The 2890-nt window shown below is 63.0% G+C and carries 5 protein-coding genes; 4 read left to right on the top strand and 1 reads right to left on the bottom strand.

All coding sequences use genetic code 11. The features are described 5' to 3' along the window. On the top strand, positions 1-209 hold a 209-nt coding region (locus M3O22_06195; GenBank protein ID MDP9196335.1), incomplete at its 5' end, for a hypothetical protein. A gap of 3 nt (positions 210-212) precedes the next feature. On the opposite strand, the gene M3O22_06190 is transcribed toward M3O22_06195, so the two are convergent. Next, the gene (locus tag M3O22_06190; protein ID MDP9196334.1) at positions 213-794 is read right to left on the bottom strand and encodes a UbiX family flavin prenyltransferase; all 582 of its coding nucleotides are present in this window, start codon (positions 792-794) and stop codon (positions 213-215) included. A 77-nt stretch (positions 795-871) separates the two neighbouring features. Between M3O22_06190 and M3O22_06185 the strand changes: the two genes are divergently transcribed. The 3 genes from M3O22_06185 to M3O22_06175 form a co-directional block, all read left to right on the top strand. After that, a complete protein-coding gene (locus tag M3O22_06185) occupies positions 872-1177 on the top strand; it encodes a hypothetical protein (protein ID MDP9196333.1) in 306 nt (101 codons plus the stop codon). Between the two features lie 4 nt (positions 1178-1181). Then, positions 1182-1937 (top strand): TlyA family RNA methyltransferase, encoded by a 756-nt coding sequence (locus tag M3O22_06180; GenBank protein ID MDP9196332.1) that lies wholly within the window; start codon positions 1182-1184, stop codon positions 1935-1937. Further along, positions 1934-2890: ABC transporter transmembrane domain-containing protein (locus M3O22_06175; protein MDP9196331.1), on the top strand; the 957-nt coding region annotated here is incomplete at its 3' end. The genes M3O22_06180 and M3O22_06175, both read left to right, overlap by 4 nt.

Genomic DNA, 2890 nt, shown 5'->3' with positions numbered 1-2890 from the left:
ACTTTACCACCGCTCTGAACGCTGTCCTGCACGAGGCCAGCCATCTGGTGGACCGCCATCAGGGGGTTGCAGGTCCGACAAAACAGATCCCCTATCATCAGAATCCGGCAGAAAAGCGGGCCCGGGCCTTTGCCGCTGAAGTCACTGCAGCTGTTATGGAAATGCTCCGGCACAACACGGTACAGGCTGCTCCGGCGCCCCGGGCCTGAGGGTCAATTTTCCCCCTCTTCCTTCCACCGGCGGACCAAGGGGGTGTCGATCCCGAACAGGTCCAGCACGCGTCCCACCGTGTGATCCACAAGGTCCTCCACCGACCGGGGCCGGATATAGAACGCCGGCACCGGGGGCATGACGATGGCTCCCGCCTCGGTCACCTGCGCCATGGTGCGTATATGCCCCAGGTGCAGCGGCGTCTCCCGCAGCAGCAGGACCAGCCGGCGACGCTCCTTCAGGGTCACGTCAGCCGCGCGACTGAGCAGGGTTGACGTCACACCGGTAGCAATCTCGCTTATGGTGCGGATGGAACAGGGCGCAATCACCATGCCCAGGGTCTTCACGCTGCCGCTGGACAGGGACGAGGCAATGTCGTGGGGCGCATGGACTATATCCGCCAGCGCCGTCACGTCCTTCACCTTCAGGTCTGTTTCATGCGCCAGCGCCACCTCGGCCGAGCGACTCATGACCAGGTGCGTCTCGATCTGCGGCATGGGCTTCAGCACCTGCAGCAGGCGAATGCCATAAACAATCCCCGAAGCCCCGCTGATCCCGACGATGAATTTCTGCTTTTCAGGCATGACAGTCCTGTGGTTTTTACAGTTCCATTTTACATGATCCGGCCTATACTGGCATCAGAATTCCAAAGGACAAAGCCATGGCCGATCCCCGGCGCATCGACGTCTATCACATTGCCGAAAATGACAGCGGGAAAATCCTGATCGCCATCCAGGATCTGGAGGCTGACGGGAAAGATGCGGTCTATTCCCTGACCGGTCCCGACCTCACCATCCGCTATGGCGACGGCAGGGTGTGCATGCTGCCCGGCATTCCTGTGTCCACCCACCCCGTCCTGAAAACGGGCAAGGCCATTCTGCTGGTGGAAACCGGCAGCGAAGGTCTGGTGCGGGCCTATGACGTGAAGAACGAAAGCCCTGTTGCCCGCAAGCGGGGCCCGCTGTAACCCGATGGCCACAGGGAAGATACGCCTCGATCAGGCCATGGTGGAACGGGGACTGGCCGAAAGCCGCACCCGCGCCCAGGCGGTCATTCTCGCAGGCCTTGTCTTTTCCGGGACACAGCGGCTGGACAAGCCCGGGCATGCCATAGCCCCCGAAACAGAGATCCACCTGAAAGGCCAGGACCATCCCTGGGTATCCCGCGGCGGTCTGAAACTGGAAAAAGGCCTGGAGTATTTCAGCATCGACGTAACAGGCCACACCTGTCTCGATATCGGAGCTTCCACAGGCGGATTTACGGATGTCCTGCTGTCCCGGGGCGCAGTAAAGGTCTATGCGGTGGATGTGGGCCAGGGCCAGCTGGCCTGGAAGCTGCGCCAGGATCCGCGCGTGGTGGTGATGGAGCAGACCAACGCCCGTCACCTGACGCGGGACCAGATCCCCGATCCTGTGGATGTTATCGTCTGCGACGCCAGCTTTATCGGTCTGCGCACCGTGCTTCCCGCCGCCATGGCCCTGGTGGCGCCACAGGCCTTTCTGGTGGCCCTGATCAAACCGCAGTTCGAGGTGGGCAAGGAGAGGGTCGGCAAGGGCGGTGTGGTCCGTGACCCGGACCTGCATGAGGAAGTTTGCCAGACAATCTCCACCTGGCTGTCTGACCAGCCGGGCTGGCATGTGCTGGGGGTGACAGAAAGTCCCATTACAGGCCCGGAAGGCAACCGGGAATTCCTGATCGGCGGCCGGTATGAAAGGCCTGCTTCATGAGCCCCCTGCGCCGCCTCACGCCATTCCTGAAATCCTGCCGCCTGCAGATCGCCGGGGCCATCGTCGCGCTGGTAATCTCAGCCGGAACCGTTCTGGCGCTGGGTCAGGGGCTGCGTCTGCTGATCGACCGGGGCTTTGCCACCGGCCATCCGGAGGTAATGGACCGGGCCCTGATGGCCCTGCTGGCAGCTGTGTGCATCCTGGCGCTGGCCACCTACGGGCGCTTTTTTCTGGTCTCCCGGATCGGGGAGCGGGTCATCGCAGATATCCGCAAGGCCCTGTTCAGCCATATTGTCCGCCTCAGCCCGGCTTTTTTCGAGACCCACCGCACCGGTGATATCCTGTCCCGCCTGACCGTGGACACGACTGTTCTCCAGACCGTTGTGGGATCGTCCGTCTCCACAGCCCTGCGCAATATCCTGCTGTTTTCCGGGGGCGCGGGACTGCTCATGGTCACCAGCCCCAGGCTCACCAGCCTTGTATTTGTGATGGTTCCCCTTGTGGTGGCGCCGATCCTTGTTCTGGGCCGCAAGGTACGACGCCTGTCCCGCAGCAGCCAGGAATCTGTTGCGGATGTGGGCGCGCGGGCCGAAGAAGTCCTGTCTGCCATCCGCACCGTCCAGGCCTTCACGCGTGAGGCCAATGAGCAGGAGCGCTTTGCCGGAACGGCCGAGGAGGCCTTTGACACCGCCATGCACCGGGTGCGCCTGCGGGCCTTTCTCACGGCTCTGGTGATCCTGCTGGCGTTCGGCGGGGTGGGCCTGGTCCTGTGGGTGGGCGGCCATGACGTGCTGGCCGGCCGCATGACCAGCGGCCAGCTGTCATCCTTTGTGTTCTACGCCGTGGTGGTGGCAGGGTCGGTCGGAGCGATCAGCGAGGTGGTGGGCGACCTGCAGCGGGCCGCCGGTGCAGCAGGCCGGATCTTTGGCCTGATGGATGCACAGTCCGATATC

Source organism: Pseudomonadota bacterium, assembly GCA_030775045.1.
In the GTDB taxonomy this organism is placed as follows: Bacteria; Pseudomonadota; Alphaproteobacteria; order JALYJY01; family JALYJY01; genus JALYJY01.
This window is presented reverse-complemented; position numbering and strand designations above follow the sequence as displayed.

What these genes read in the sequence shown, in the direction of transcription:
- M3O22_06190 (MDP9196334.1), bottom strand. Translation starts at nt 794, where the DNA reads ATGCCTGAAAAGCAGAAATTCATCGTCGGGATCAGCGGGGCTTCGGGG.
- M3O22_06185 (MDP9196333.1), top strand. Translation starts at nt 872, where the DNA reads ATGGCCGATCCCCGGCGCATCGACGTCTATCACATTGCCGAAAATGAC.
- M3O22_06180 (MDP9196332.1), top strand. Translation starts at nt 1,182, where the DNA reads ATGGCCACAGGGAAGATACGCCTCGATCAGGCCATGGTGGAACGGGGA.